The sequence below is a fragment of the Chloroflexota bacterium genome, assembly GCA_016197225.1.
In the GTDB taxonomy this organism is placed as follows: Bacteria; Chloroflexota; Anaerolineae; order Anaerolineales; family VGOW01; genus VGOW01.
Genome location: JACPWC010000013.1, coordinates 36,826 through 63,548, shown reverse-complemented (window position 1 = coordinate 63,548; position 26,723 = coordinate 36,826). Strand labels below are relative to the sequence as shown.

The 26,723-nt window shown below is 59.5% G+C and carries 20 protein-coding genes and 1 pseudogene; 3 read left to right on the top strand and 18 right to left on the bottom strand.

What is annotated here, in order from left to right; all coding sequences use genetic code 11:
* Positions 1–71: 71 nt before the first annotated feature.
* From HYZ49_02365 to solA, 10 genes are all read right to left on the bottom strand, one after another.
* The gene (locus tag HYZ49_02365) at positions 72–1,184 is read right to left on the bottom strand and encodes a cobalamin-independent methionine synthase II family protein (protein MBI3241121.1); all 1,113 of its coding nucleotides are present in this window, start codon (positions 1,182–1,184) and stop codon (positions 72–74) included.
* Entirely contained in the window at positions 1,177–2,724 is a 1,548-nt protein-coding gene (locus HYZ49_02360; GenBank protein ID MBI3241120.1) for a trimethylamine methyltransferase family protein, read from the bottom strand. The genes HYZ49_02365 and HYZ49_02360 overlap by 8 nt, the downstream gene beginning before the upstream one ends.
* Position 2,725: 1 nt before the next feature.
* The gene (locus HYZ49_02355; GenBank protein MBI3241119.1) at positions 2,726–3,952 is read right to left on the bottom strand and encodes an aminopeptidase P family protein; all 1,227 of its coding nucleotides are present in this window, start codon (positions 3,950–3,952) and stop codon (positions 2,726–2,728) included.
* A 49-nt stretch (positions 3,953–4,001) separates the two neighbouring features.
* A complete protein-coding gene (locus HYZ49_02350; GenBank protein ID MBI3241118.1) occupies positions 4,002–5,198 on the bottom strand; it encodes a putative C-S lyase in 1,197 nt (398 codons plus the stop codon).
* Positions 5,199–5,293: 95 nt separating this feature from the next.
* Entirely contained in the window at positions 5,294–6,829 is a 1,536-nt protein-coding gene (locus HYZ49_02345) for a trimethylamine methyltransferase family protein (protein MBI3241117.1), read from the bottom strand.
* A 93-nt stretch (positions 6,830–6,922) separates the two neighbouring features.
* The gene (locus tag HYZ49_02340; GenBank protein ID MBI3241116.1) at positions 6,923–7,840 is read right to left on the bottom strand and encodes a DMT family transporter; all 918 of its coding nucleotides are present in this window, start codon (positions 7,838–7,840) and stop codon (positions 6,923–6,925) included.
* Positions 7,837–8,796, bottom strand: coding sequence for a hypothetical protein (locus HYZ49_02335; GenBank protein MBI3241115.1), 960 nt, complete (start codon positions 8,794–8,796; stop codon positions 7,837–7,839). Before HYZ49_02335 ends, HYZ49_02340 begins: the two co-directional genes overlap by 4 nt.
* Before the next feature lie 559 nt (positions 8,797–9,355).
* Positions 9,356–10,873: a trimethylamine methyltransferase family protein gene (locus HYZ49_02330; protein ID MBI3241114.1), complete on the bottom strand. Its 1,518-nt coding sequence runs from the start codon at positions 10,871–10,873 to the stop codon at positions 9,356–9,358.
* 84 nt (positions 10,874–10,957) lie between these two features.
* Positions 10,958–13,429, bottom strand: coding sequence for an FAD-dependent oxidoreductase (locus HYZ49_02325; GenBank protein ID MBI3241113.1), 2,472 nt, complete (start codon positions 13,427–13,429; stop codon positions 10,958–10,960).
* A gap of 94 nt (positions 13,430–13,523) precedes the next feature.
* On the bottom strand, positions 13,524–14,717 hold the full coding sequence (solA, locus tag HYZ49_02320) for an N-methyl-L-tryptophan oxidase (protein ID MBI3241112.1): 1,194 nt from the start codon (positions 14,715–14,717) through the stop codon (positions 13,524–13,526).
* Positions 14,718–14,796: 79 nt separating this feature from the next.
* Here solA and HYZ49_02315 point away from each other — a divergent pair, with 79 nt between their 5' ends.
* Positions 14,797–15,204 carry a hypothetical protein gene (locus HYZ49_02315; protein ID MBI3241111.1) on the top strand — a complete coding sequence of 136 codons (408 nt, stop codon included), beginning with the start codon at positions 14,797–14,799 and terminating at the stop codon, positions 15,202–15,204.
* Here the strand turns inward: HYZ49_02315 and HYZ49_02310 are convergent.
* From HYZ49_02310 to HYZ49_02290, 5 genes are all read right to left on the bottom strand, one after another.
* Positions 15,146–15,472: a hypothetical protein gene (locus HYZ49_02310; protein ID MBI3241110.1), complete on the bottom strand. Its 327-nt coding sequence runs from the start codon at positions 15,470–15,472 to the stop codon at positions 15,146–15,148. The genes HYZ49_02315 and HYZ49_02310 overlap by 59 nt on opposite strands.
* Before the next feature lie 28 nt (positions 15,473–15,500).
* On the bottom strand, positions 15,501–16,166 hold the full coding sequence (locus HYZ49_02305; GenBank protein MBI3241109.1) for a CBS domain-containing protein: 666 nt from the start codon (positions 16,164–16,166) through the stop codon (positions 15,501–15,503).
* Positions 16,167–16,237: 71 nt separating this feature from the next.
* Positions 16,238–18,352, bottom strand: coding sequence for an ABC transporter ATP-binding protein (locus HYZ49_02300; GenBank protein MBI3241108.1), 2,115 nt, complete (start codon positions 18,350–18,352; stop codon positions 16,238–16,240).
* 95 nt (positions 18,353–18,447) lie between these two features.
* Complete coding sequence (locus tag HYZ49_02295; protein MBI3241107.1) at positions 18,448–18,789, bottom strand: aspartyl protease family protein; 342 nt, start codon at positions 18,787–18,789, stop codon at positions 18,448–18,450.
* Complete coding sequence (locus HYZ49_02290) at positions 18,695–19,003, bottom strand: hypothetical protein (protein ID MBI3241106.1); 309 nt, start codon at positions 19,001–19,003, stop codon at positions 18,695–18,697. The genes HYZ49_02295 and HYZ49_02290 overlap by 95 nt, the downstream gene beginning before the upstream one ends.
* A gap of 192 nt (positions 19,004–19,195) precedes the next feature.
* Between HYZ49_02290 and HYZ49_02285 the strand changes: the two genes are divergently transcribed.
* Positions 19,196–19,525 carry a hypothetical protein gene (locus tag HYZ49_02285; GenBank protein ID MBI3241105.1) on the top strand — a complete coding sequence of 110 codons (330 nt, stop codon included), beginning with the start codon at positions 19,196–19,198 and terminating at the stop codon, positions 19,523–19,525.
* A gap of 143 nt (positions 19,526–19,668) precedes the next feature.
* On the opposite strand, the gene HYZ49_02280 is transcribed toward HYZ49_02285, so the two are convergent.
* A complete protein-coding gene (locus tag HYZ49_02280) occupies positions 19,669–22,542 on the bottom strand; it encodes an N-6 DNA methylase (protein ID MBI3241104.1) in 2,874 nt (957 codons plus the stop codon).
* A gap of 3 nt (positions 22,543–22,545) precedes the next feature.
* Positions 22,546–23,906, bottom strand: a pseudogene (locus tag HYZ49_02275) (ATP-binding protein).
* 161 nt (positions 23,907–24,067) lie between these two features.
* On the opposite strand from HYZ49_02275, the gene HYZ49_02270 reads away from it, so the two are divergent.
* Positions 24,068–24,688, top strand: a complete 621-nt coding sequence (locus HYZ49_02270; GenBank protein ID MBI3241103.1) for a hypothetical protein — start codon at positions 24,068–24,070, stop codon at positions 24,686–24,688.
* Positions 24,689–24,795: 107 nt separating this feature from the next.
* Here the strand turns inward: HYZ49_02270 and HYZ49_02265 are convergent, their stop codons facing one another.
* Positions 24,796–26,640 (bottom strand): hypothetical protein, encoded by a 1,845-nt coding sequence (locus HYZ49_02265; protein ID MBI3241102.1) that lies wholly within the window; start codon positions 26,638–26,640, stop codon positions 24,796–24,798.
* Positions 26,641–26,723 lie beyond the last annotated feature (83 nt).

The following is a 26,723-nucleotide window of genomic DNA, read 5'->3' as shown; positions in this document are numbered from 1 at the left end:
CCAATTGAACCGCAAAGGCACGAAGAACGCGAAGAAAAATCTTTGCGCCCTTTGCGTCTTTGCGGTTTTCTCTATCCCCATACTACTTTCGCCGTCTCGCAAATTGTCTTCAGCTTGCGCTTCTCATCTTCAAGGGTGAGGGCGTTGCCGCCGATGGAGGTGGCGAAGCCGCACTGCGGGCTGAGGCCGAGCCGTTCCAGCGGCACGAAGCGCGCCGCGTCTTTGATGCGCGCCGCCAACTCTTCAACCGTTTCCTGGCGCGGGCTTTTGGTTGTCACCAGCCCCAGCACTACCGTCTTGTCGTCGGGCACTTCTTGGAGCGGGTCGAATGTGCCGGAGCGCGCGTCGTCGTACTCAAGCATCAACCGTTGGGCGCGAATGTTTTGAAAGATCGGCTTGGCGATCAGATCGTAGCCGCCCTCGACCAGCCAGCGGCTGTGCTGATTGCCCCGGCACAGGTGAAAGGCGAACGTCACTTCGCGGAAATCGCCGATGAGGGCGTTGTCCATCTCAATGCCGCGCGCCAGCCATCGCTCCAATGTCCAGCCCTGGCTTTCGTAGAAGGCGCGAGTCTTCGGGTCAATCAACAGCGGGTAGTGCGGCGCGTCAATCTGAATGTAGGTCGCGCCGAGCCGGACCAACTCGGCGACTTCGTCGCGCATAATATCCACCACGTCAGCCAGGAAGCTGTCGAGGGTCGGGTAGGCGGCTTTCGACTTTTCTGGCGACCACAAATTGGCGTACAGGCTGGGGCTGGTAAGCGTAATTTTGGGAATGCGCGTCGTGCGCCGTCGCAGGTACACAAACTCTTCAGAAGACAAGTGGCGCTTGCGGCGTAGTTTGCTCACCACACCCAGCTCTTTGGGGCGTTGCGTGTTCTTGTCTTCGACCACGCCCTCAATGCCCTTCCAGTCGCCCCACAAGAAAGCGTCAATGTCCCACTCGCCAACGCCCTCCACCGACTCCAGGAGTTGGCTCTGAAAGGACAGCCGCCTCTGTTCGCCGTCCGTGATCACCTCCAGCCCCGCCTCTTCTTGAAGCGCGATAGCTTCGTCAACCGCCCAATCTTCGACGCGCTTGAACTCGGCTTGCGAAATTCGGCCCGCCGCCACATCCTCTCGCGCCTGCAACAATTCCGGCGGGCGAAGCAAACTGCCGACGACATCGGTGTGGGCTTCAATCATAAAGACTCCTCCCCTCCAACTCCTTCTCCCTTTTCGCTACATACTCACTCAACGCTTCTTTCACGCCGGCATCCATTGACGGTGGCTCGTACTGCGCCAGCATCTCTTTCCAAACGGCGTGTGCTCGCTTGGCCGTGTCCCATGCGCCCGCCGCATGCCACGTTTCGTAGCCCAGCCGGTCGGCGAGGGTGGACTGATAGAACTCGGTGGCGAAGCGGGCCTGGGTGTGTGGAGTCCCGAAGTGGTGGCCGCCCGGCTCCACTTCGGCGATCATGTCCAGGGCCAGCGTCTCGTCGCTGATCTCAAAGCCGTTGAGGAAGTGATAGAACATCGCCAGGTTTTCGGCGTCTATAATGAACTTCTCGTAAGAGGCGGTCAGTCCGCCCTCCAGCCAGCCGACCGAGTGCATGACGAAGTTGGTGTGCGACAGAATCGCCGGCCAGATCGTCCACATTGTCTCATAAGCCGCCTGTGCGTCCGGCGTTTTGGAATTGTTGAGACTGCCACTGCCGCGATACGGCAACTTGTAGCGCCGCGCCAACTGCGCCCCGACCGACATCGCCCACGCGCCCTCCGGCGTGCCAAAGGCCGGGCTTCCGCTCTTCATGTCCACATTCGTGGTGAAGCCGCCATAGATGACGGGCGCGCCCGGCCTGATCAACTGCGTCAAGGCGACGCCCGCCAGGGCTTCCGCGTTTTGTTGGGCCAGCGCTGAGGCCATGCTGATCGGACTCATCGCCCCGGCCAGGATGAAGGGGGTGATGATGGTGACTTGCCCGGTGCGGGCGTAAGTGATGAGGCCGCCTAACATGCGATCATCGTAACGAAGCGGGCTGTTGACGTTGATGATGCCGCCGATAACGGGGCCGCCGTCACTGATTAAATCACCGAATACCAGCCTCACCATTTTTAATGCGTCAGCCGTGATCTCGCGCCCGTGCGCCGCTTCCATCACGGCCTTGTCGGTGAGGGTCAGCGCGCCGAACAGCCGTCTGAGGTGGCGAATGGATGACGGCACCTCCTGCGGCGCGACCAGTTGCTCGCCAGCGTAGTGCAAAATGTTGCACATCTGCCCCAGCTTGAGGAAGTTTTCGTAATCAGCCATTGTGCCGCGCCGCCGTCCCGTCTCGAAGTTGGATGAGTAGGCCACGCCGCCGTTAGGCGCAAAGGTGATCGCGTTCTCGCCGACAAAGACGTTCTTTTCCGGGTTGCGCGAGCGCCAGGTGAACGACGCGGGCGCTTTGCCGACGGCCTCCATCACCAGCCCGCGATCCAGCCAAACGTGACGTGCAGAAGCATCCACCTTTGCCCCGGCCTTCTCCCAAACGTCCAGCGTCTCTTTGTCCAAAAAGTCCAGGCCGACGTTTTCGAGAATGTGCATCGAGGCTTGATGCAGTTTTTCGATTTGTTCAGGCGAAATGATCTCCAGCGGCGGCAGAGGGTTGCGCAGTTGGCGAAAAGGGAGTTTGAGCAGGGGCAGGGCCGAGCGTTGCTGGCGGCGGGCGGCGCGGCGTTCGGAGCGTTGAGAATCGAGAGTCATGTCACCTCAACAACTTCTCCTCATAAGGATACAACGAAATCACCACCGGCCCGTCTTTGGTAAGCCAGATTTCTTCCTCTAATTTTACGCCGTCCTGCTCGCCCACTTTTCCGGCGTAGAACTCAACGCTCAAGACGGTGTTCTCTTGAAACTCGCCGTCCACAAAGGTTTCGCCCCTCAGATCATCAATGAACGGAATGAAAGGCGGCTCGTCGTCGGTGCCGATGCCGTGCAGGATGACCGAGTAGCGTTGCGCTTTATAAGCTTCCGGGACGGTCGGGATGCGCCTGGCAAAATCGGAAAAGGCGACGCCGGGCTGGCACAACTCAATTGTGCCTTGAATGAAATCGTAGGCGACTTTGTAAGCCTCTTTTTGGGTTGCGGTGGCGACATCGCCACAAAGGAAGGTGCGCGAGATGTCGCACACGTAGCCGTGCGGGCCGATCATGTCGGTGTCAATGCCCACCAGGTCGCCGGGGCGCACCAGTTTGCTCCCGGCTTCGTGGAACCAGGGATTGGTCTTGTGGCCGGAAGCGATGAGGCGGGTGAAGCAGTGTTCGCCGCCCAGGGCCAACATGCCATGCCAGAAGATCGCCAGCAGTTCATTCTCGCTGATGCCGGGGCGGATGGCCTGTTCCACGTCGTAAAGAGCGGATTCGCACACAGCGGCGGACTGACGCAGAAGCTCGATCTCGTCTGGCAATTTAACGACGCGGGCGGCTTCCATTGGCTCGTCGGCGTCCGTTAGATGAAAGCCCTGGTTTTGCAAGGCGGTGAAACCGTAGTAGTCCAGATTGTCTACGCCCACTTTGGAACCGGCCAGCCCTTTTTCCTGAAGCACGTCTTTGAACTCCGAAGCCCATCTGTTGGAAAGGTCGGGCGCATATTGATCGGCGAAGCGGTGTTGCCAGTAATGCGCCGGGCGCACGTCCGACCAGAATTGCCGGGCGATGAATCGCGACTGGTTGTATTCGTAAATGATGGGGTCGCCGTTGACCGGAACCAGCACGTAATGTGCCAGATTGACCGCCGTCCACAGCGGCATGACGCTGACGCCGGTGGCATAGCGAATGTTCATGATGTCGGTCAGGATCAGCGCGCCGATGTCGCGTTTGGCCATCTCGCGCTGGACTTTTGCCAGACGCTCGTGGCGCAGGCGGCTGAAGTCGAGATTGGGTTCAAACAGCGCGTTGTGTTGTCCGAAGATGCGTTTGTCTTTGCGGGCCATGTTGGGTGACGAAGGACGAAAGACGGGAGACGAAAGCGCGAAGCGTTCGTCACCCGTCCTTCGTCGTCCGTCCGTCGTTTGTCAGTGCGGCTTTCATCTGTTCCAATGCCTGCATCAATCGCGGGCGCGGGCAACCAAAATTCACGCGCACGAAGCCCTGGCCGTTTGCGCCAAAGATCGCGCCGTCGCTGAACCCGATACTGGCCTTCTGCAAAAAGAATTCGTACGGATCAAGATCAAGGTTCGCGCCCCGGCAATCGAGCCAGGCCAGATAGGTGGCGTCGGGCGCGGCGGTCTTGAGCATGGGCAGTTCGCGGGCGATAGTCTCAACCCAGACATCGCGGTTGGCCGTCAGGTATTGCTTCAGGGCCGTCAGCCAGTCATTCACCTCCGGGTCGTCGCGGAAAGCGGCCAGCCCGGCGGCCAGGCCCAGGGCGTTGACGAGCGGCACGATGCCCTCGGCGGCGATTTGCACTTGCTGGCGCAGTTCCGGGTTGGTGACGATGGCAAAACTACAACCGAGGCCGGCAATGTTGAACGTCTTGCTGGGGGCGATGAGGGTGATGGTGCGGTCGGCGATTTCGGGGGAGAGTGTTGCCAGCGGGGTGTGCGTGGACTTGCCCAGCACAAGCTCGCCGTGAATTTCGTCGGAGCAGATGACGAGATTATGGCGCAGACAGATTTCGGCCAGCCGGGTCAATTGTTCGGGCGTATAAACCTGGCCGGTAGGGTTGTGCGGGTTGCAAAACAGGAACAGGCGGGTGTTATCCTGAATGGCAGTTTCAAAGCTGTCGTAGTCAATCTCGTAATGAAAAGCATGATCGCCGTCGGAGACATAGGTGAGCGGCGCATCCTGCCTGAGGCGGCCATTGTTTTTGGGCGCGCTGAGGAAGGGATGGTAGACCGGTGTCTGGATGAGCACGCCGTCGCCCGGCCCGCCGACGGCCCGACAAGCGACGTTGACGCCGGTGACCAGGCCGGGCAGGGCGATGACTTGTTGCGGAGTGACGGCCCAACCGTAGAGCCGGGCCATGCGGTCACACACGGTTTCGATAAGTTCAGCGGACGGCAGTTCGTAGCCGAAGATGCCGTGCTCAACTTTTTGGCGCAAGGCTTTGATGACGGGATGGGGCGACACAAAATCCATATCGGCAACCCACATCGGCAAAATGTCTTCAGGGTAAAAATTCCACTTGTTGCTATTGGTCGGGCGGCGGTTGATGAGTTGATCGAAGTTGTAAGCCATGAGTGGTCAGGCAAGAGCCGTCAACGGATTGAACGGATTTAGCGGATTGATTTAAGCAAATCCGTTTAATCCGGTAAATCCGTTGACGAACAGGTTCAATCGTAGAGATTTTTTCCTTCCAGTTCCTTCTCGCGCCGGGCAACAAATTCGGTGAGGGCCTGCTGGAGAACCGGGTCGAGGGGCGGCGGTTCGTAGTGAGCCAGCATTTCTTTCCAGATGGCGTGGGCGCGTTTGGTGGCGTCCCACTCGCCCGCCGCGTGCCAGGTTTCGTAGCCAAGCCGGTCGGCAAGGGTGGACTGATAGAACTCAGTGGCGAAGCGGGCCTGGGTGTGCGGCGTGCCAAAGTGGTGGCCGCCCGGCCCCACTTCGGCGATCATGTCCAAAGCCAGCGTCTCGTCGCTGATCTCGAAGCCTTTGAAGAAGTGGAAGAACATCGCCAGCGTCTCGGCGTCAATGATCCACTTTTCGTATGAGGCAGTGAGGCCGCCTTCGAGCCAGCCAACCGAGTGCAGGACAAAGTTGGTGTGGGCGAACAGCGCCGGCCACAGCGACCAGTGGCTTTCCCACGTTGCTTGCGCGTCCGGCACTTTGGAGTTGTTGAGACTGCCACTGCCGCGAAACGGCAACTTGTAGCGGCGGGCGAGTTGGGCGCTCGCCAGCGTGGCCCAGGCGGCTTCGGGCGTGCCAAAGGCGGGCGCGCCGCTCTTCATGTCAGTGGGCGTGGTGAAGTTGCCGTAGATGACAGGCACGCCGGGTTTGACGATCTGGGTCAGGGCGATGCCCGTCAACGCCTCCGCGTTTTGCTGGGTGAGCGCGCCGGCGACCGTGATCGGCCCCATCGCTCCGGCTGAGATGAACGGGGTGACAATGGCAACTTGCCCGGCCCGGGCGTAGCTGATGAGGCCGCCGGCCATGCGATTGTCGTAGCGCAAGGGACTGCTGACGTTGATGACGCCGCCAAACACGGGGTCGCCGTCGAGCGTGCCGAAGACCATCTTGGCCATTTCAAAACAGTCCAGCGGGATGACGCGCCCGTGCGCCGCTTCGAGAATGGCTTTGTCGGTGTAAAGAAAGTTGGCCAGCAGGCGGCGCAGGTGACGGGCCGAGGACGGAATGTCTTGAATGGCGACCAGTTCACCGGCGTTGATATGAATGACGTTGCACATCTGGCCGAGCTTGAGGAAGGCCTCGTAGTCTTGCAAAGTGCCGCGCCGCCGCCCCACGTCGAGATTCGAGGCGTAAGCCATGCCGCCGTTAGCGGCCAGGGCAATGTTGTTCCCGCCGATGCGGACGTTGCGTTGCAGGTTGCGGGCGCGCCAGGTGAACTCCGCCGGCGCTCTGGCGACGATCTCCATCAGCCAGCCGCGATCCAGCCACACCATTTGGCTCTGGTGATCGACTCTTGCGCCCGCGTGCTCAAACAGGCTCAGGGCTTCCTCGTCCATCACGCAGATGCCGGTATTTTCGAGCAAGTCCAACGAGGCGTTGTGAATCTTTTCGATGCCTTCAGGCGGCACAATTTCCAGCGGCGGGAAAGGGTTGCGTAATTCCTGGAAGGGAAGTTTAGCCAGCGGAATTTCCGACCGCTGTTGCCGCCGGGCGGCCCGCCTCTCAGAACGTGTAGTTCCCATTTAGATTTGCTCCGTAGTCTTTACCACAAAGGCACGAAGACACAAAGCCACAAAGGGAACAGCTTGGTGCCTTTGAGTCCTGGTATCTTCGTGTCAGGTCTGTTTTCTCCGCTGCGCCCGCCCCAGCACGTTGACGGCTAACCCGGCGCTGATCAGGATCAGAAGACCGCCCAGCCATTGCACTGTCGTGAGTCGCTCGTTCAAAAAGATCGTTGACCAGATCACGGTGAGCAGAGTCTCCAACGGGGCCAGCAGGCCGGTTTGCCCGCCGCCGATCTTGCGCACCGAGAGGAAGAGCAGAAGCCGGGCCAGATAGGTGCTGAAGAAGGCCAGGGTCAGAACAAGCAACCAGCCGCGCCAACCCGGATCATGCCACTCCGCGCCTTGAGCCAGCCACCAGCCGATGGCCACTGCCATCATTGTCGTCACCATGTAAAGCGTCACTGTTCGCGGATCGTGCGCCTGCAAATACCATTGCATGATGACCAGTTGAAACGGGACAGCCAGCACCGATACCATCACCAGCGCCACGCCGGACAAGTCTACCTGGCCGCCGGGGCCGATGAGCAAGTATACGCCGCCCAGCCCCAGCGCCAGCCGCGCGCCGTTGCGGGGCGTGACCCGCTCGCCGCGCAAGGCCAGCAGGCCCAGCACCACCAGCGGGCTGATGGAAAAGATCATGGCCGCGATGGAGGAGTCGAGACGAGTGAGCGATGAAAAGTAGGCCAGCATCCCGACACCATTCGCCAGGCCGGCCAGAATGCAAAACATTAAATGCCTGCGGTCAATCCGAAGCCGGACCGGCTCGGTGAGCAGGGTGGTGCTGAAGAGCAAGAGCGTGGTAATGAGGAGTCGCAAAACCAGCAGGGTGGCTGGTGCCATGCCCAGCAGAATGGCCGCTTTGGCAATGGGCGTGGAAATACTGAAGGCGACGCTCGAACCGAGGGCGATGGCCCAGCCTGTCCAGTGGATGTTTGCCGCTTTGGGAACCTCAGCCGGAACGTCCGTCACGTATCCCTCAGTGAGCGCGCATAGAGTGTGTCGTCCTTCACGACGTGCCGCGCCCCGCCGTTGTCGGCAATGGAAGCCATGACTGTGCCGCCGAAGAAGCCTATGTGATCCTGCAAATGCTTGCGTAGTTTGATGCTGGCAGTGTCGCCCTGGATCAGGCCAAACAAGCCGGTGCCGGCTGGATTGTTGCCATAAGCAAGCGCGCCGTGTTGGCGCATGATATTTAGAAGGGCTTGATCCTCAGGGGAAGCCGTCACTGTTTTCCCGGCCCCGGCCAGCGCCGCCCGGTTGAGTTCCTGGATCGTCATCAGCGCCGAAGCGAAAGCCGCAATATCATCACGCTCAACCGCTGACCACAGACTGGCATTGAGGGTTGCGTTTGCGTTCAGGTGTTGCCCGACCTCCCAAAGCGCCTGCAAGCGTTCGGCTTCCAGCGCCGGTTGCGTGCCCGGCGGCGTTTTGGGGAAGACGAAGACAAATGCCCAGGCCTGTTCATTGGAATGTTGAATCACGCCGCGACGAATCACATCGCCATTTTCGGCCACCAGTAACAAGCCGCCCTGCTCGAAAGCGCGGGCTTCGAGCGCGTGCCGCCTTTCCAGTCCGACGAGTTGCGCCAGCCCGGCCTTGTCTTCAAAGTTCAGCTTGTGAATCCAGGCCAGCGCCTGAGCCAGGCTCAGGCCCAGCATGGCGCTGGAGCCGAGGCCGACAAAGTTCGGGATCGCCAACTCAATTTCCACCTCAGCGTGCGGCTCAAGTTTGTGATGAGCATAAAAACGCTCAGCGTGCTTGCGGGCCTCGTCCGCCCGCGCGCCGGTGATCTTGAGGCCGTCAAATGATTGGGCGAACAATTGAACTGGCGGATGTTGCAGGGTAAGGCCGAGCAGGCCGGGTCGGCCCTCGGCGTGAACGATGCCTAATGGCAAAATAGCGGGGGAGGTGATTTCGATGAGCATTCTTGTATTCTCGTTTCTGTTCAACGTCCAACAACAATTACCATTTGAGTAGAAGACGTAACGTAAGCGCCCGGCGAACGGCTCCCGACAAAAACTTCTTCCACGGTTGAAATGGCTACAATCCCAAATCGCCGATTACTTTGACGTATCACCGAATCGTCGTATCTAAAGTTGCTCATCCAGCCCTGATCCTTGAACCACTGAAGAACCTGCGTCGGCGAGTCCGACGAAGTGGCATTAGTTCTGTTGACCATCACCCACTCCAGGCTCGACCCGTTCAGACTTATGTGGCTGACGGGCGGGCGAACGTTGCTGACACTCCAACGCGGATAGGCCGACGGCGAAGACTTTGAAACCAGAAGCGTCGAAGCCAGGACGATGCACGACAGAACCAGCCCGGAGGCGAGCAGGAGAGCAACCCACGTAGCCGACCGCTGGAAAGGGGTGCTGGCGGTTGGTTGGCTTTCAACGGATTCAAAAGCGGATAAGCGGATGCCGGCCTTATATCCGTTTGTCCGTTTCGCCGAAGGCATCCGTTGAAAGATTGAGCTATTAATCTTCACGCCGTCAACCCCTTCTCCGCCTGCTCTTGCTTGCGACGCGTCATGAAGTCGCGCAAGGCCTCGTCAATCGTCTCGTCAAGCTTCGGCTCCTCATAGTTCTTCAACACCTCTTTCCACCTCAAATGCGCCCTCCCCGCCGCGTCCAGGCTTCCGGCCTCCACCCAGTTGCCGTATTGCTGGCGGCTGCTGATCAGTGGATTGTAGAAGGCGGTGCTGTAACGCGACAGGGTGTGCTCGGTGTCAAAGTGGTGGCCGCCCGGCCCGACCTGATCAATGAACGGCAGGGCCAGGGCCTCGTCGTTCACGTCGTAGCCGGTCAGCAAGGCTTCCATCATCGCCAGCGCCTCAACGTCAATGATGAACTTCTCGTAGCTCGTCGTCAGCCCGCCCTCCACCCAGCCCGCGCCCTGATAGACAAAATTGGTATGGGCCAGAATCGCCGGCCACAGCGACATCATTGTCTCATAAGCCGCCTGGGCGTCGGGGGCGTTGGAGGATGAGAGCGAGCCGTTGCTCCGGTAGGGCAGTTTGTAGCGCCGGGCCAACTGTCCGGCGGCCAGCGTCGCCCACGCGCCCTCCGGCGTGCCGAAGCTGGGGCTTCCGCTTCTCATGTGAGCGTCCACGGTGAAGTTGCCGTAGACAACGGGCGCTCCTGGCCGCACCAACTGCGTCAGCATGGCACCGGCCAGCGCCTCGGCGTTCTGTTGGGCAATTGCGCCCGCCAGAGTGATCGGCCCCATCGCTCCGGCGGCGATGAAGGGCGTGATGACGTTCACCTGTCCGGCGCGGGCGAAGGTGATCAGCCCGCCCAGCATCCAGTCGTCGTACCTCAGCGGTGAGTTGACGTTGATGATGGTGATCAGGGCCGGGCGCTCCAGCAGGGCCTCGCGCCTGCCGAAGACCAGGGCCATCATCTCAATGGCATCCGTCGTCGTCACCCGGCCCCGGGCCGGCCCCATCACCGTCTTGTCGGTCAGGCGGAGCATCGTATAAAGCGTGTCGAGGTGGCGAGTCTCGGCGGGCAGGTCGGTCGGCTCCACCGGCGTGTCCGAGCCATGATGCAGAACGTTGAAGCTGTGGATGAGCTTGACCAGTTCTTCGAGATCGGCCAGGGTTCCGGGGCGGCGTCCTCGGTCAAAGTTGGTGCTGTAGGCCTGTCCGCCGACTGGCGAGAAGACAATGTGGTTCCCGCCGATGACGACCGACTTCTGCGGGTTGCGAGCGTGGAGAGTGAAAGAGGGTGGGGCGGTGGCAATCGTCTCCAGCAACAGGCCGCGATCTATCTTCACCCGCTTGGTCTCGACCTCAACGCTCGCGCCTGCTTTGGCAAAAATATCCAGCGCTTCGGCGTCAAGCAATTCAACACCCGTGTTCTCCAGAATCCGCATCGAAGCGTCATGAATACGCTCCAGGTGTTCAGGCGAGAGCACCTCCAGCGGCGGCCAGCGCGTTTGCAGTTGGCGAAACGGCGCGGTGGTCGCGTCTACAGCTTCGTTTCTTCGGCGACGGCTCATTAACCACAAAGACACAAAGGCGCGAAGCTCCACAAAGAATTCTTGGTGTATCTTTGTGGCTTCGCGCCTTCGTGGTGAATTGATCTACGCTTTCATTCTTTCGCCCTTTGGATCAAAGAGCGGGTCGGGAGCGACGGTGACCGGATGGCGTTCGCCGAAGTATTCGATCTCCAGCTTCGCGCCGACCGTCGCGTACTCTTTGGGCAGGTAGCCGTACAAAATATACTTGCTCACGCTGTAGCCATAGTTGGCGCTGGTCACGTGGCCGACACAGGCGCCGTTCGAGAAGATCGGCTCGTAGCCAAAGGCCGCGCCGCGCGGGTTGTCGAGCGTCAGGCAACACAGCTTCTTCTTAGGACCCTTCTCTTTGATCGTCTTGCTCGCCGCCTTGCCCAGAAAGTCATCCTGCTTGTCCAGCTTCACCGTCCAGCCGAGTCCGGCTTCGTAAGCGTTGTACTCGGTGGTAACGTCGCCACCCCAGAGACGGTAGCCCTTTTCGAGTCGCAAGGTGTCGAAAGCCGTCATGCCGGTGGAGATCAGATCAAACTCGCGGCCCGCTTCCCAGATCGCATCCCAAACCTGCAAGTCCTGATCGAATGGGATGTGCAGTTCCCAGCCGAGTTCGCCCGCGTATGAAATGCGAACGGCCAGCACCCAGGCCGGGCCGACTTCGATCCACTGGCAGGAGTAGAAGGGGAAGCCGTCGTTTGAAAGATCGGCCTGGGTGACTTTGCTCAGGATGTTCCGGGCGTTCGGTCCCCACAGACCGAGGGCGGTGTAGCCGTCGGAGACATCGGTGATGACGACCGAGCCGTTGGTCGGGGCGTGGCTCCGCACCCAGACCAAATCCTGCGGGCGCGTGCCGTCGCCAACCATCATCCAGAATTTGTCTTCAGCCAGCCGGGCCACGGCCAGGTCACGGCGGACACCACCATTCTTCGTCAGCCAGAGCGTGTACATCACTTGCCCGACCGGCTTGTCCATGTCGTTACTGCAAAGATAGTTGACGAACTTGAGCGCGCCGGGGCCGCTCACTTCGATGAGGGCCAGGCCGGTGAGGTCGAAGAGGCCGGCGCTCTCGCGGGTGGCCAGGTGCTCGGCCCCGGCGACGGGTGACCAGTATTCGGCGGCCCAACCGGAGCGGGCCGGAATCTTGTCCTCGTACTTTTCCAGCAGGCGCGTGTTCTCTTCATTCCAGTTCGGCACTTCGATCCCGGCAAAGGCGGTGAAGCTGGCTTTGAGGTCTTTGTGTCGCGGGTAGAACGGGGTGAGGCGAACGTTGCGCGGTTCGCTGAGCGGTTGGCGCGGGTGGACGATCTCGTAAATCTCACGATAGTTCTTGAGGCTGATGCGATCCATGAAGTTCCTGGTGGTCACGTGAGTCTGGAAGCGGTGCAGGTGGACTTGGCGCATGTCCCACTCGGTCTCGCCGCTCGTCATCCATTCGACGGCGCACTTGGCCACGCCCGGCGCGTGGGTGAGCCACGAGCCGGTGGCGACCCACAGGCCCTTGACGTGCGACTCGCCGATGATGGGCATGCCGTCCACTGAGAAGGCAAACATGCCGTTGAAGGATTTGATAAAGCTATTGATGCCTTTCAGGGCTGGGGCGAGTTTCTGGAAGTGTTCCCACGGCCCGGCAAAGTCTTCGGGCGTGAAAGGGTGCATGGCGCTTTTCTTCACGTCACGCGAGTAGACCATGTGCGGGCGGTGCCAATAACTGCCCACGCCGATGCTGTCCCAGTGGAAGCGGCAGTACATGGTGTGATCCACGTCGCGGAAGCCGACGTGATGGACTTCGTCTTCTTTGCGATGATCGGCATATTGAGCCAGTTCGGGCATGGGTGTGGTGATGACGTATTGATGCTCGAAGGCCACCAACGGAATCTGGATGCCGAGTTTTTCGCACAGGGCCGGCGACCAGATGTTGGCGCAGATCAGGGCCGACTCACATTCGATGCGGGGCAGTTCGGGGTTGCTCGTGCTCAGGGCAACGATGCGGCCATCCTTGACTTCAAAATCGGTGACGGCGGTATTTCCGTAAGCGTCCACGTTGCTCATCGCGCCTGCGTCACGCACCAGCGCCGCCGAGACGTGCGCCCCGGCCACAATCGCGCCTTTGGGAATAAAGATGCCGCCGAAGATTTCTTCGGGGTTGACGAGAGGCGATTTGATTTTTACTTCGTCGGGCGAGAGCAAATGCGCCTCAACGCCGTAAGACTTTGACTCGCCATGCAGGCGTTTGAGGTCGTTCCAGCGCCGTTCACTCGTGGCCACGTCCAGGCCGCCCACGCCGTTGTACGTCATCCGGTCTTCGCTCCAGGGTTTGAGCGAGGCCATTAAGTCGGCCCCGTAGACGGCCATCTGAGTGAGCAGTTTGGAATGGCTCAAGGCGACCACGCCGCCGGGCGCGTGCGAGGTCGAGCCGTCGTTTTCCCACAGCTCGCCCTTGTCAATCAGCAGAATGTCTTTCCAGCCGGCTTTGGCAAAATGCCAAACGGCGCTGGCCCCGACAATGCCGGAGCCGATGACGACGACGCGATATTTTTTAGACATAACCATCTCCTTATATGGGACGCGGGTTTTCGCGATTCCTTGTTATAAAAATCCGCGTTTATCCGCGCGCTTCGCGTCCGCGTCCCTGGCAGATTTACATTGCGCCCCAATCGCTCTGGTGCTGGAATGAAACTGCGTAATCGGGATCGGTGATCGCAGGGCGGGTGACTTTGAAAGCCGAGAGGTCGTGAGGCGTTTGCCCGTCAAGAGCCAGTTCGCTCAAGATTTTGCCGACGAGTGAGGCGAACTTGTAGGCATGGCCCGCGCCGACAAAGACGGAAATCTGCGGATGCTCCGGCACTGCGTCCAGAATGAAGTTGCGGTCGCGAGGCATGTCGTACTGGCAGGTTTTGGTCACAAGAATGGGGCCGAGGAAACCGGGGCAATACTTTTTGAGCCACGACTCCGAAATGTGCTCCAGCGCCTCGCTTGGAATGTAGTCGCGGGTGTCGGCATCCACCACCGGCCCGGCGCAGTCAATGCCGAGCTTGGTCGCCACTTCGCCGTACACCGGAAATCCGTAGGCCGGAATCTCGCCTTCCCATATAAAGGTCGGAAAGCGGCCAATGGAAAACTCGCGGACGTTGGGCGTGGCGTAGTAAGTGACTTGCTCCTGAGTGACGATGATGCGATAGCTGAGGCCGATGCTCTTCAACAACTTGTCGGTCCAGCCGCCGGCGGTGAGGATCAGCCGCCGACTTGAAAACGTCCCTTTTACAGTGTCTACTTCCACGCCGTCTTTTACGGGGCGGATGGCCGTAACCGGGCAACGATCAATGATCGTCGCCCCGCGGCGGCGGGCCAGGGCGATGTGTGAGCCGTTGCCCTTAATGGCGTCGGCCAGCCCCATGTCGGCCTGATACAGCGCATCCACCTCTTCATCAAACGTCCACTGCGGGTAACGCTTCATCACTTCGTCGGCGTTCAACCGCTCGAAGGGAATGTCGCAGTGAGTCATGGACCTGGCGTAGTTGTGAATGTGGTGCTGGTGCGGGCCGTCCTTGATCGCCATCGTCAGGCCGCCGGTTTTGTGGACGATCTTCTGCCCCGATTCGTCCTCGACGGTTGCCCAGGCGGTGTAGCTGTGCGGTGTGAGACGGGTGTACTCGTCGGAGTCGTAAGTCAGGCGGATGATGCGCGAGTGATCCTGCGAGCCGCCTTTGGTGTGGCCGATCTCGAACTGCTCCAGGCTCAGCACGTCCTGGCCCGCCCGGCGCGAGAGCCAGTAGAGGGCGGCGCTACCGATGCCGCCGCAGCCGATGACGATGGTGTCGTAGTTTGTCTTCATAGGTGTCTGGAACGCATTATATTTGAAAAAGACGCCTCCGAGGGCGTCTCTACAGTATAATGACGGCGTGCAAAATTACTTGAGCAATCGCCGTTGGTTGTTCGGGCTGGCCACCTTGCTGTGCGTGGCCCTGGCGCTGGGCGGCACGGCGTTTGCGCTGTGGCTGGTGCAATACGCCCGCGCCGCCGATTACCCCGGCGCGACGCTGGTGGGCGACCAGACGATTTACAAGTACGTGCCTCACATCGTCATGCGGCGCGACTCATCCTACCGCACCACTGATCCTTTCCCTGAAGTTTACAACTGGTACTCGAATCAGTTTTCTCTGGGGCCGGAAACGTGGGCCCAGAGCGCCTGTATTCAAATGGCGAAGGCGACGACGTGGGCGGTGATCGAACGGCAGACCAGCGTGATGGTGTGCGACACCTCTAATGGCCGGATGGTGTTTGTGATGCGGTCGGTCGGGCTTCGCCTTCGACTGCCATAGAGGCCGCCGTCCGCGAGAAGAAGCAACTGGCGCCGCCGGCCCGGTTGAACTTGAGCACCAGCCAGCACCGGTTGTCAATGCAATCCACAGCGCGGCCCTCCAGCAGAACTTTCTCCATCGGCGTCAGCGGTTGCCCGACTGAATAACATCGCACCTCGTTGGCAACCAGCCCGTGAGCCGCCAGCCCCAAACAGAGAAACAGGGCCAGCCCGCCAATGCTCAAGCCCAGCAGGAACAGCCCCCAGGGTTTCCGGCGGTGGGTGTCCATGTCCGTCGTTGATCAGGCTTCGACAAGCTCAGCCGCCGCCCGTCTCCCGCACGTCCACAATTTCCTGTCCTTCGATCTTTTGCAACACCGCCATCAGCTCGTCTTTGGTGCAGTGTCGAATCTTCAACACCAGGTCCCAACGATCCGGCTGCCTGGGTGCGCGCACACTGCCCATGGCCATAATGCCCCAGCCCTTCTCAGAGACGGCCTTCGTCAATTTGTTGAACTCGCCCTTGCGATCCGGCACGCGCATCACCACCCGCCAGCCCGCGTCCTGCGCGCCCAGCAGGTTTTGCAGTTCGATGAGCAGATCGGTTTCGGTGAGGATGCCGACGACGGCCCCGTCGCCGTCCACCACCGGCAGGCCGCTGATCTTGTTGCGGATCATCAGTTCAGCCGCCTCTTCAAGGGTGGCTTCCGGGCCGATGGTGCAAAGGTCTTTGCCGGTCACCATCACTTTGCTCGCCGTCAGGTCGGCCAGGTAGCGGGTGATCTCCCACACGTCCAGGCTTCCCAGTTTCTCCGGCGAAATGGTGAGCCGCTGGCGCGTGACCAGACCCAGCAACATCTTGCCGTCGTCCACCACCGGCAGGTGACGGATGTTGTTCTCGGCCATGAGCCGTTGGGCGTCAACCACGCGCTTGGTCGGCTCAATCAAAATCGGGTGGCGGGTCATGTAGTCTTTGACAAGCATGGCAGGTCATGACAATGACGAATGACAAATGACGAATGTGTGCCCGTCCGTCATTTGTCATTTTCCATTTGTCATTCTTGTGTTGTAACGACCGGTTCCAACGAATGTAACTGCTCCAACGGAATGTGGCAGAAGATTTGGTGGCCGTTGCCGGCATCCTGCCAGGGCGGGGTTTGAGTTTCGCACACCTTGCCGCCGTCGGGCAGTAATTGGCGGCGCGGACAACGGGTGTGGAAGCGGCACCCACTCGGCGGGTTCAGCGGGCTGGGCACAGAACCTTCGAGCCGGATGTGTTTCTGGGCCACGTCCGGGTCGGGAATGGGGACGGCGGCCAGCAACGATTCGGTGTAGGGATGATAAGGCGGGGCGTAGATGGCCTGGGCCGGGCCGATCTCCATGATCTGGCCCAGGTACATCACGGCCACGTAATCGGAGATGAAGCGCACCACGCTGAGATCGTGCGAGATGAAGATCATCGTCGTGCCATGCTCCTGCTGAATTTCGAGCAGAAGGTTGAGCACGGCGGCCTGCACCGACACGTCCAGGGCCGACACCGGCTCGTCGCACAACACCAGGTCGGGCCGGCCGGCGAAGGCGCGGGCAATGCCCACCCGTTGTTTCTCGCCGCCACTGAGCTGGCGCGGCAGGCGATCATAGTAATACTCGTCCAGCTTCACCGCCCGAAGCAGGCGGATAACTTCGTCGCGCACGCCTTCTTTAGGCACGATGTTGAAGCGCCTGAGCGGGCGCTCGATCTGTTGCCCGACGCTGTAGCTGGGATTCATCGTCGCGTCCGGGTTCTGGAACACCATTTGCAGTTCTTTGATCAGCGACAGGTCGCGCCGCCCGACGTTGTCTTTGATGTCGAAGCCCATGAATTTGGCCTCGCCGCCGGTCACGTCTTCCAGCCCGATGATGGACTTGATGAGGGTACTCTTGCCACACCCGGACTCGCCCACGATGCCCAGAGTCAGCCCGCGTGGAACCTGGAAGGTGACGCCGTCAACAGCTTTGACGTACTCTTTCTTCCCCAGGCCGATCAGGCTGAGGGGCGACGAGTCGGCGTGAGGGTAGTGAGTTTTGAGGCCGGTGACGTTGAGGATCGTTTCCCCGTTCGTCGGCGGCGTCACCTTCGCGCCCGGCGCGGGGGGAATGATCAGGCCGGCAGGCGGAGTCCACTGCGACGGTTCGATCTCTTCCGAGAACAGACAGCGGCTGAAATGAGTCTCGCCGAGTTGGCGCAGGGCGGGGCGCTCGGCGCGGCAGGCGTCGCGGGCGTAGTCGCAGCGCGGCTCAAAGACGCAACCCGGCGGCAGGTTGGCCGGTGAGGGCACACGGCCCCGGATGGGATAAAGGGTGTTGCTGTCTTTGCTTTTGCCGATCTTGGGCAGGCAGCGGATGAGGCCCTGGGTGTAAGGGTGTTTGGGGCTGGTGAAGATTTCGCGCACGGCCGACATCTCCACCAGTTCGCCGGCGTACATGACGCCCACCCGCTCGCACACGCGGGCTACCACGCCCAGGTTGTGGCTGATGAAGAGGATGGCGGTGTCGAAGTCGCGGCGCAGGTCGGCGATGAGGTCGAGCACGGCGGCTTCCACCGTCACGTCGAGGGCGGTCGTCGGCTCGTCCATTACCAGCAGGGCCGGGTTGTTGAGCAAGGCCATGGCGATGACGACGCGTTGTTGCTGGCCGCCGCTGACCTGGTGCGGGTAGCGATCCATCACCTTGCGCGGGTCGGGCATGTAGACGCGCTCCAGCATCTTGAGGCAACGCTCGTAAGCTTCGGCGTGCGAAATGCCGCGATGGACGGTGAGCACTTCCGTCATTTGCTCGCCGATGCGGAGCACCGGGTTGAGCGAGGTCATCGGGTCCTGATAGACCATGCTGATCTGGTCGCCGCGCAGTTTGCGAAGCTCTTCGGCGGAGCGCCCGACGAGGGACTGGCCCTGAAAGTGGATGTCGCCCTTGACGATCTTGCCGTTGCGGCCCAGGTAGTTGACGAGGCCGTAGGCGACGGTGCTCTTGCCGCAACCGGATTCGCCGACCAGGCCCAGCGTTTCGCCGCGATGAATTTCAAACGACACATCGCGGACGGCGTTTACGTCGCCGGCCCGGGTTTCGTAGGCAATGGCAAGGTTTTCAACTTTGATGACAGGTTGGCCCATCTTGGCGGAGGGTCGGGTCATTGAGTGTCCTGTTAGGAAATGAGCTTCTCTTTCTTGAAATGGGCCTAACCCTTCTTCGTTAGTCCATCCGGTTCCTTGTGAAAATGATCAACCCTTCAGAGGCGCTTTCGTTTCACGTCTTTTGGTTTCTGGTAAATTTCCAACCGCTTCAAATCAATAACTGCGCCGACTTGGGTGAGGAAATCCATTCCAATGATTCCATCCATGTCGAAGCCGTAATCCATGGCGCCAACTTCAATTTCAAACTCGCTGGCTTCGAGTTTGCCAAGTGACAGGCGGCTAATTCGTTTGGTGAAAACAAACTCTGCGCCGCCGACGCCGCGAATACGATGAACAACGTCGTCAGTTTCCAATTTCAGGCCGATGGCTAGAACTTTGTCTGCCGAAAAGACAGTGCGCCCCGCGAATGCCCAGCCAGCGCCGCTCAGAAACGTCAAGAGTCTCGCGGGCGGTGTGAAAAATATAAAGTTCGCGTTCCGGCGCTTCGCGATGAAGTTGGGTGTAACCTTTCATGGCAGTCACCGAGTCGGGATAGGCACTCACCACCGACAACTGCTCAAGAATTCGTTTGCCAGCTTTGGAGCGGGCCTTGATGGCTTCAAGCAGAAGCCATTGCTGGGGATAATGGTTGCGGATTTCTTGCCACTTCATGAAGGATGCTCCTGCCGATGTTTGAGGCAATGCGCCCATAATACGCCGGAAGCACGTTGATTGCAACCGGCAATCGTTGCCGGCGATGAGACCTGCCGGGCCTGGCAAACTTAATTCATCATCTTGTCAACCAGACCCGGCAGGTCTTGCCCGCAATTGCCCTGAACCGGCAACGCTGATAAACTTCCGGCGATGAACGCGCAAAACGAATTTGCCCGCCAACTGCCAAGACGCCTCTTGTTCTTCGCCCTCGGTTTCGGGTTGGGGCTGGCGGCCTTTGCCGGCCTGACTCTGGTGGCCGCCCACTTTCAATCGGATTGTGGCATCACGGCGGTGCTGGGCGTGTCGGGCTGTGCGGATGATATTGTGCGCCTGGGCTTCCCGCTGTTGTTTTTGGAGCAGGGCGGCTTTGCCTATCGCGCCAATTTCAACGTGGCGGCGTTTGCGATTGATGTTCTCTTTGCGCTGGGCGTGAGCGGCGGCCTCGGGCTGGCTTGCGGGTGGGCGGCCGGGAAGAGGTAAACGATGATTGTTAGACGCTCTAATCCGCCCGACAACCTTTTCTAACGATTGCCTGGATACCGCTGGGAAGCTCCCGCCGCAGGAACAAAGGTGAAGTGTGAACCAGGCCATCTAGCGGATTAGAGACATCGCCTTCCTCCTGCTTATTTATTAGCCCCTTCCACCACCGCAATCTCCTCCGCCGTCAATTCGTACAACTCATAAACCAGCGCGTCAATTTGCTTGTCGGCGGAATCGATGAGCCTCTGCAGGCGCTCCTGCCCGACGGCGTCTTTGGCTTGAGCCTTGCGCTTGTGCAAGTCCAGCATTTGCTCCACCAGCATTACCATTTGGTCGTGCCGGGCTTTGTCGGCGGGGTCGGAGAAGTTGATGGGGCGGATGGGGAGTCTTCTTGCAGTAGTAAGTGATATGCGAGGGAATAGACGTTGTGCGCCCTTCTCACCAGTAGCACTCACGTAGAAGCCAATAAGCCTTGAGTTCAATATGCCGAGCAAATATGTTGCAGACAATTGAGCAGGGATGATAATTATGACCGCCTTGTTGGATACGTGGACGGTATCGGTAAAAGCACATACCAGGCCCTTGCCGCTAGGAATTTCGCGTATCAGTATTCGGGGCTGAGAACAAAATTCCCAATCTGGCTTGTTGTAGCACCACTCACCATAGGACACATATTCTTTGAAGGTGTCACGAAAGAAATACCGGCCGATGTTCCGCCCACCGGATTCGGGCCAAAACGACCGATTCTTTTTTGTTGGCGCATGGTAAACACGCTCTTCAATTTGTTGCTTTGTGTGCATTGAGTTGTGATAAACCTGCATCCCCAATGTGTATTTGGCAACTGAAGCCAATTCAACTGAAGCCGCCTTTATTTTTCTAATGAGCAGATCCACGTTGGCAGTTGACGACAATTGAATCTGGAACTCGTCGTTAGCGAGCCAGGATGCTGTTGTAACCAGCCTGCTCTGTTGTTGAGCAAGTGCGAGTGTGCCATGATTTGGCAAATTGCTTTTGTCTTCGATTATTTCTATAGCATCATGGGACTTACCCTTTTCAGTAAAGAGAATGATGCTATTCACCGAAACCCGGTTGAAAACTTGGCCCCAAAAGTTCACAATTAGATTTAACCCACCTTCAGTCAACAAATACTTACGCAAATCCCTGCCCGCCGGAATCGTGAGTATTGTGTTGGGAATAATGAATCCAAATCTTCCGCCACGTTTGCTCAAACCGAGTGAGCATTCAACGAAATATCTGTACAAATCAGGCTTGCCAGAAGATAACACGTACTTCTGTCGCAAGTGGTCTTTGCCAATCGCATCATCAATCAATACATACGGCGGATTCCCAATCACACAATCAAACCCGCCCGCCTTCATCGCATCGGGAAATTCCGCCGCCCAATCAAACGGATTCACCCGGCGCAGTTCGTCGTCATCCTTCAGCAGTTGCCCGCTAAAATAATCCGGGCCAATCAAGCTGTTGCCGCATTTGATGTTGCGGTCAAGGTTGGGCAGGGCGCGTTCCTGCAAGAGCGCCAGTTGCTTGCCCAGGGTTTCATCGCTCTCGCCTTCCAGCACTTTGAGCAGAAGACTCAGCTTGGTCACCTCCACCGCCTGCCGGTCAATGTCCACCCCAAAAATATGCTCGACCAGAATTCGCTTCTTCTCGGCAGTGGTCAGCCGCCACGCTTCGCCGTGTGGGCGCACCGCGCCGGGGTGCTTTTCGGGCTGATGCCCGGTGTACCAGTGTTGGTAATAGTCCAAAAGATACTGATACGCGCCAAGCAGAAAAGAGCCTGAACCACAGGCCATATCCAGCACCCGGAAGCCTTTGAGTTGTTTGGGGCTTTGGCCTTCAATCTGCTTGCCCACCGTGTTTTTGACGATGTACTCCACGATGTAAGCCGGCGTGTAATAGACCCCGCCCGCCTTCTTCACTTCCGGCTTCTCTTCCACTTTGGCCTGATGTGAAGCGGTGAGGCGGATCACTTTTCCAAGAAACTGCTCGTAAACGTTGCCCAAAATTTCGGCGGGCAGGACGCTGAACTCATACGGCGATTGCGGGTAATACAGGTCGGCCAGAATGGGGCGCAGGGCTTTGTCGTCAACGGCGAGACGGGGGGTGACGGTGTCGCCGCCTTTTGAAAAGTCGAACAGCCCGGAGTTGTATTTGGCGTCCGCCTTGCGCGAGAGCGCCAGCAATCCGGCATAAATGCCTTCGCCCTCGGCCAGACGTTGCAGTTGGCCGTAGTCTTCAACGCCTCGGTCTTCGGCCATCCGCAAAAAGATGAGGCGGTCAATGAGGCGTTGCACCGCGTCGTTCAGTTCGTCAATGGTCAGGCGCGGGTTGCGCAGGGCGATGTTTTTGGCCAGCGCCTCCCGCCAGCCTTCAATCTCTTTCAGAAACTCGGCGTCCACTTCGGACGTGCCGCGTTTGTTTTTGCCTGCTTGCGCAAACTGGTCAAACGAACCGCCCCACACCGCCTCCCGCGAAAATACGTCCCACACTTCCTGCCAGCGGTCGGCGTATTCTTCGCACGTCAGGTAATTCACCCGCGCCACGCCCGGCTTGTCTTTTTCATTGGGGCGGAGGCGGCAATCGTAGACGGCCAGCTCTTCAAAATCGGTGAGAATCGAGAGCGGCAGTTTGGCGCTCCAGACGTAGCGCCGGAGTTGATAAGCAGGCGCGGCGGCGGTTTTCAAATCCACGCCCGGCTTCTTGGCTTCGACAAAAAACTTGCGCTCGCGCCCGACGCGGAAGGCGTAGTCGGGCGCTTTCCGCGAAGCGTAGCCTTCCATAGCCAGCGAATCTTCGACAATGACTTCGCGGTAGTCGGGCGCGGCGCGCTGGCGGTTCGGCACGTCCCAGTTGAGGGCCATAAACAGCGGGTCAATAAACTCCTGCCGGGCGTGGGCTTCTTTATAAGCCGGGGCAATATACGTGGCCTTGTTGGTGAGAAAGTGCTTCACCAGCCGGGCAACTTCGTCTTTGGATCCCTCGAAAGAAAAAGGCATGGGTTACTCGGCCAGCGCCCCCGGCGCAACCCCCAACAACTTCTGCGTCAACTCTCCGCCTTCGACCAAAATGGCTTGCAGAGCTTCACGCAGGTGCGTATCGGCAACCACCAGCGGCGCGGTGGACTCCCGGCTCTGGTCGGCGGCGATGAGGGCGGCTTTGCGCAGTAACTCGCGAATGAAGGCCGAACTCACTCCAGCCCTTTGCCGTAAAGCGTTAGCAAGCTGTGGCGGCAGTCGGCGTCGGGCAGGGGGAATTCGATGGCCTGATCAAAGCGGCCAGGTCGGGCCGTCAGCGCCGGTTCAAACATGACGGGCCGGTTGGTGCTGAGCAGGAACAGCACGTCGGTGTCTTCCGAGAGGCCGTCCATCTCGTTGAGCAATTCAAAAAGCAGAGGGCCGGCGGCGCTCTCGCGGTCGCGCTCCTGGGCGATCAAATCCACATCTTCCAGCACCACCACCGAAGGCGCGAGCAAACGCGCCAGTTGGCAGGCCTGGGTGACCAGCCCCATCACCCGCCCGGTGAGCAAAATCACCGTGCGGCTCTTCATCTGCGAGAGCAGGTACATGATAGTGAGCGTCTTGCCCGCGCCGGGCGGCCCGTGAAAGAGCAGGCCGCGCTTCACGTGCCGCCCGGCGGCCCGCAATCGCGGCGAAAGTTCCACGAAGCTCAGAGTGTTGCGCTCGATGGTTCTCAACAGGGCCGGCGGCAGAATAATCGAGTCGCGCTCGATCTGCGGCAAGCTGTGAAAGCCGATGCTGTCTGGCCCGTGCGCGCCCAGCGAAAGCACGTGGCCGCGATAGACGTTGTGTTCGTGGGCCAGCCGCCGAATCTCGGAGAGGACTCGTTCGGCCCAGTCCGAGAGCGGGCACAAAACTTCCAGCGTCACGCCCTGCCCGCCAAAGAAGTTCTCGGCGTCGCGCACGAAGATCACCAGCCGCACATCGTGATCGCGAATCAAATACAAGCCGCGTTCCATGCACTGCAAACGTTCGCCGTTCGCCAATTCCACTGAGCGATATTGCACCGGCCCTTCGGCGACGAACTGATACTGCCGCCGGGTTAAAATGGTGGACAGGCTGAAGCCGGGGTAGTCGTGGTCGGTGAGGTAGCCGGCTTGCTCGGCGGATCGGTCGGGGCCGGTGAGAAAGTAGTCAATGGCGATCTGCACGTTCGGCAGGTCTCGGTCAGCAAAACTTTCCTTGACGACGACCAACTGCGTGGGGTCAAGCCCGAGGAAAGCAGTCATCTTGTCGGCCAGCAGAGGCGGCGGCGGTTCGGGCGGGGGAATTTGCGAGTTGACGAACTCAATGAACTTGTGCCAGGATGCGCCGAACTCGGCGGGAGAAAATTCTTCGGGCATAGAAAACCTTTCTGATGGAGCGAAGTATACCAAGTTCTGCGGCGCGTTGTTTTAACAGAACGATGGGCGACAGTGTAGCACAAGAGGAACTTCGCCGCGCTGTGCCGCGTCTACAAAACAGCAACTTGCCACTCGAACCACAAAGCTGACAGGAGATCATCATGATGAGACACAAGCGGTTCTGGTCGCTGATGATGGGTGCGATTGTCTTCGGGCTGGCCGGATGCAGTCAACCTGTTCCAACTATCCCCTTCCTGGATCAGGGGGGAACGCCACTGTCTACGGCCCGGCCGATTGTGGTGACGCCCCTGCTCAAACCAAAAGTGACCATCACCCCGAAATCAACTGCTACGGTTGAGGCGGCGGTTGGTACAACTGCGCCGCCTGCTCTCGCCGGCGATTGGAAAATGTTTGTCAGCCCAAATCTGCAAATAGCGGTAGATTATCCGTCGGACTGGTCGGCAGTTGAACAGGGGGCGGTCGTAACGTTCAAGTCGCCGCAGGGTGGAGTCATTCAGCTTGCTCTGCTCGACACCGGGAATCTTCTGCCGGAGGATTTCGCGCGCGAGAACCAACTGCCAAATACGCGCTGTGAGACTCGCGTGACCGCTAACGGCCTGACGGCGCAAGTGTGCTTCGATACCCTCTCCGGCAGTTACAGCGCCAGCATCCCAATAGAGTTGTCGGACGGGACGAAACAACTTCTCTCACTGGCGTTGTTCAAAGGCGGCGACCGCCAGGTGTTTGAGGCTATGATTGAGTCGGTGCGTCCTGCGCCGTAATCCCTCAACAAAAAGAGCGGCAGGAAGTGTTTCTTCCTGCCGCTCGAAGGGAAACCCGGTTTCACTTGCGCCCACTGCAAGCGCCACAGAGTTTCTTTGACGGGTGCTTACGGCTTGGGGCCGAGGGCAAAGTAAATGTCTTCCTCGACAGCGCCGGTGCCTCGCCCGCGAGTGTCGGCCCAAACCACATAGGGCCGGTTGTCCTTCTGATCCACGTCAACCCACATATAGTCGCCCAGGAAGCCCGCCTGAAGCGGGTTGTTGGCCGGAGTCAGGTTGGGCATGGAGCCGGTGGTGAGACGCTTGAAGGATACGCTGGGTGACTTGGAAGCCGGGTGCTTGATCTTGGCCAGGGTGATGTCATTGCAACCGGTGAACTCGCAGTTGCCAAAGGAGCGGTCGTAGTAAGCGACCCAGAGCGCCTTGCCGTCGTGGGTCACTTCGCTCCACGGCTGCCACTGAGCGCTGCCGGCTGGCGTGATCTGGAACGTGCCGCTCCAACCTGCGCCGCCGTCGGTCGAGAAGGCGTAGAAGACGTCGTTGTCGCAGGGCGGGGTGGCCGTTGCCGCCGAGCCGGTGCATGTTCCGCCGCCGTTGCGGAAGTCTGACCAGACGGTGTAGAGATTGTTGTCCTCGTCCACAGAAATGGATATCGAGGTGAACTCCGGCACGCGGTAGCCGTTGGGCGGCAGGCACTGGCGGAAGGCAGGGCAACCAGCGGGGCTGGGGCCGGTGGGATGATTGTCAATCAGGTCGCCCACTTTGACCGGAGCAGTCCAACTGGAGGCAAGCGAGCAATTCGCGCTGGCCGGGCAGGAGACCATCATCACTTGATTGACGCCGACAAGCGGCGTGTTGCCGTTGCCGAAAGCCACATAAATCGTGCCGTCGTCCCCGACGATCGGATGTGAGCCTTGATCCTGATCACAGGCATTTGGATCAGCCTCGCCGCTGAAGACTCCGCAGTCCGTAGCGTTCGAGCCGTTGATTTCGATGCCCGCCGACCAGGTTGCGCCGCCGTTGGTGGATTGGCTGAAGAAGATGGGACTGTGGGCGCCAACACCAGCGCCCGTATCAAAGTCAAACCGCGTCCAGGTAGCATAGACATTGTTCTTCTTCGGGCTACCCATGTTGTCGTCGGCGACGATGAATTCCTTGTCGTGGAAGACGTTGGGGTTGTTGTCGCTGGCGACCACGCCCAACGGAAAGTCCCGGTATTCCTGGAAGGGGAGCGCCGCCGGGGTGTGGAAGAACGTGCCGCCGGTGTCGGCATTGGCTTTGGCTACGACAAAGGCGCTGGCCGCCGAGTTAATGTCGAAGATGACGCCGGCAATGTAAGCGTTGCTGTCGGCGTCGAAGGTGACAGTGGGATCGCTACAGGCATCAGAAGTGTGGCCGTCGGCCATAATGAACTGCCAGAACGGTGGGACGTAGTCGCCCCAACTCCGGCCACGGTCGAACGACCAGGCATAGCTGCAATGGTTGAAGCCGATGCGGCTGTCGTTTGCGCCCGCGATTAAGTGCCGGTTGTCATTCGGGTCAATGGCGATCACTTCTTCGGCCTGGCGGCGGAGTGAGCAGTCCTGGTTGACGCGGATGTTGCGCCGCCCATCGCCGGTGAAGACATTCTGGCATCCCTGAGTATTGCTTCGGCTGAGCGCCGACCCGCCCTTGTCATCGTCAGAGCCTTGCCCCGCGCTCTGAATAGCGGCGGCGACTCGATCTTCAAACACGCCGGTCTGTTCGAGTATGGCATACATCGCCCCCGACGATAGTTGCTGTTCGTATTTCGCCGGCGTCGCGTAACCCAGTTCGACATTCAACGCATGTTGCAGGACGTTGTTCCGCAAGGCCTCTGAATAAGCCCGGCGCACTGTTTGCGGCCCGAAGAGGCTGGCCACAAGAATTGCCACGATTCCTAACGCCAGGAACGGGCGAATATTCGATTTCATATTTTCCCTCCTCAAACTTATGTGTAGAATTCGGCCAATGTGCATACGGTTGTGGGCAACCTGCCTGATCTGCGGGCTAACTT

Bases quoted from the DNA above. Each gene is read 5' to 3' on its own strand.
- HYZ49_02330 (MBI3241114.1), bottom strand. From the start codon at position 10,873: ATGAGCCGTCGCCGAAGAAACGAAGCTGTAGACGCGACCACCGCGCCG.
- HYZ49_02280 (MBI3241104.1), bottom strand. From the start codon at position 22,542: ATGCCTTTTTCTTTCGAGGGATCCAAAGACGAAGTTGCCCGGCTGGTG.
- HYZ49_02355 (MBI3241119.1), bottom strand. From the start codon at position 3,952: ATGGCCCGCAAAGACAAACGCATCTTCGGACAACACAACGCGCTGTTT.
- HYZ49_02345 (MBI3241117.1), bottom strand. From the start codon at position 6,829: ATGGGAACTACACGTTCTGAGAGGCGGGCCGCCCGGCGGCAACAGCGG.
- HYZ49_02350 (MBI3241118.1), bottom strand. From the start codon at position 5,198: ATGGCTTACAACTTCGATCAACTCATCAACCGCCGCCCGACCAATAGC.
- HYZ49_02360 (MBI3241120.1), bottom strand. From the start codon at position 2,724: ATGACTCTCGATTCTCAACGCTCCGAACGCCGCGCCGCCCGCCGCCAG.
- HYZ49_02285 (MBI3241105.1), top strand. From the start codon at position 19,196: ATGAACGCGCAAAACGAATTTGCCCGCCAACTGCCAAGACGCCTCTTG.
- HYZ49_02310 (MBI3241110.1), bottom strand. From the start codon at position 15,472: ATGGACACCCACCGCCGGAAACCCTGGGGGCTGTTCCTGCTGGGCTTG.
- HYZ49_02325 (MBI3241113.1), bottom strand. From the start codon at position 13,429: ATGTCTAAAAAATATCGCGTCGTCGTCATCGGCTCCGGCATTGTCGGG.
- HYZ49_02265 (MBI3241102.1), bottom strand. From the start codon at position 26,640: ATGAAATCGAATATTCGCCCGTTCCTGGCGTTAGGAATCGTGGCAATT.
- HYZ49_02290 (MBI3241106.1), bottom strand. From the start codon at position 19,003: ATGAAGTGGCAAGAAATCCGCAACCATTATCCCCAGCAATGGCTTCTG.
- HYZ49_02300 (MBI3241108.1), bottom strand. From the start codon at position 18,352: ATGACCCGACCCTCCGCCAAGATGGGCCAACCTGTCATCAAAGTTGAA.
- HYZ49_02365 (MBI3241121.1), bottom strand. From the start codon at position 1,184: ATGATTGAAGCCCACACCGATGTCGTCGGCAGTTTGCTTCGCCCGCCG.
- HYZ49_02305 (MBI3241109.1), bottom strand. From the start codon at position 16,166: ATGCTTGTCAAAGACTACATGACCCGCCACCCGATTTTGATTGAGCCG.
- HYZ49_02335 (MBI3241115.1), bottom strand. From the start codon at position 8,796: ATGCTCATCGAAATCACCTCCCCCGCTATTTTGCCATTAGGCATCGTT.
- HYZ49_02270 (MBI3241103.1), top strand. From the start codon at position 24,068: ATGATGAGACACAAGCGGTTCTGGTCGCTGATGATGGGTGCGATTGTC.
- solA (MBI3241112.1), bottom strand. From the start codon at position 14,717: ATGAAGACAAACTACGACACCATCGTCATCGGCTGCGGCGGCATCGGT.